This window comes from Algibacter sp. 2305UL17-15, from assembly GCF_040720935.1.
Lineage (GTDB): Bacteria > Bacteroidota > Bacteroidia > Flavobacteriales > Flavobacteriaceae > Jejuia.
Map to the genome: position 1 here is coordinate 1 of NZ_JBFDAE010000036.1, position 1,506 is coordinate 1,506.

1 protein-coding gene is annotated in these 1,506 nt (G+C 29.3%); it reads left to right on the forward strand.

Translation table 11 applies throughout. The features are described from left to right. The first annotated feature begins 132 nt into the window (after window positions 1–132). Window positions 133–1,185 (forward strand): hypothetical protein, encoded by a 1,053-nt coding sequence (locus ABXQ82_RS18720; protein WP_367063325.1) that lies wholly within the window; start codon window positions 133–135, stop codon window positions 1,183–1,185. The last annotated feature ends 321 nt before the right edge of the window (window positions 1,186–1,506 follow it).

A 1,506-nucleotide genomic window follows, 5' to 3' on the forward strand; every position in this document is an offset into this window, starting at 1 on the left:
GCAATTAATCTATACAACGAAATAAGATTACATTTATCTTTAGACTATAAAACACCTAATATGGTATATTTAAAAACAGTGTAAATCAATTTTAACCTGTAGCCATATTTCAGGACAAGACATACGAAAAAAATGACGAGAAAATTTAAAGTAGAGAATTTCAATCAAGCAATTCCGAATTACGTAAATAATAATGAAATCTCGCTTTCGACTAGGTTAATAGCTAAACATTATCTCGATGAACAAGCAGAAAAGCATAATTGGATTGAATTACTGATAGAAAATTTTAGATTTTTTAATCGTTTAGATAAAAGTCCTTATTTTAAATATAAACCACAATATAAACCGCCTTATACAGAATCGAAAAAAGGTTTTTCTAATACTTTAGCTCGTGCATTAGCCAAAGCTTGCTTAGACAAGTATGAAAATGTTCGTTTTTTTGATGATTTTGACAGCTATTATGCAACTTCTAAAAAAAACAAATATGCATTCAAAAATCTGAATATCGTTACAAGCAAAATAATTAAAAAAGAAAGAGGTCCTGATTTACTTTGTAAGGATAATAATGGGGAATTTGTCATCGTTGAGTGTAAAGGACGCTTATCGCCCTATAAAGAAATTAACTTGACGAGTTTTATAAATCAAAGTAATAATGCTCAAGTAAAAGATTCAAACGGAAATAAATATCGAACAAAACACTTTGCTGTACCATTTTACATAAGTTTTGGAAATAATAAATCATCACTCTCTATTGTTGACCCACCAAATGATGGCAAAAGTGCTAAAGAGGACAAAGTTAATCTGATTGAAAGAAATCATTATTCACGAGTTTTACATAATTTGGGATATAGCGAACTGGCTTTTCAACTTTTGGAAAATGAAGAGAAAATAAGTGAATCAAAATTTGATTTGAGAGTTGTTACTTCGAATATAGACAATAATCAATATGTTATTCCTGACTATCCATTTGACTTTTTTCCGTTTTACAATCAATATATCTACTGCTTAGAATTAAATGTTTTTAGACAGTTAAAAAAAATAATTCAAAATCCGAATTCTAATTTTAACAACGTATATCAAGAAAACATTTTTAGCGATAATCAAAAAAATACACATTTATCAAAAGATGGTTCTTTTCTAATTAGTAGAAATGAAATAAATGAAGTGACAACAATTAGCGTATAAGTACTGTGGCTAACAATGTATAAAAAAAATAGGGCAAAAAGTGCTTAATCGAACGGTTCGTGTGTGTTTGCCAAGTCGCCAAATTTTTAAATTTGGTATAATTGAAATAAGAAAAGATAATTAACAAAATTTAAAAATTCGGCTTTAGCTTAATCCGAAAAGTATTGCTTACAACTGCCCTACTTTTCTTATACTAGACCGTTGTGTGCAAGTTTGAGACGATAAGGAAACCCTCACCCGAGGATACCGCAAAGACTGAAAAAAAGGTCTGTGCCCATCACCAATGTCACTTATATTTTTTAGGGATATGGCGCTAAAAAT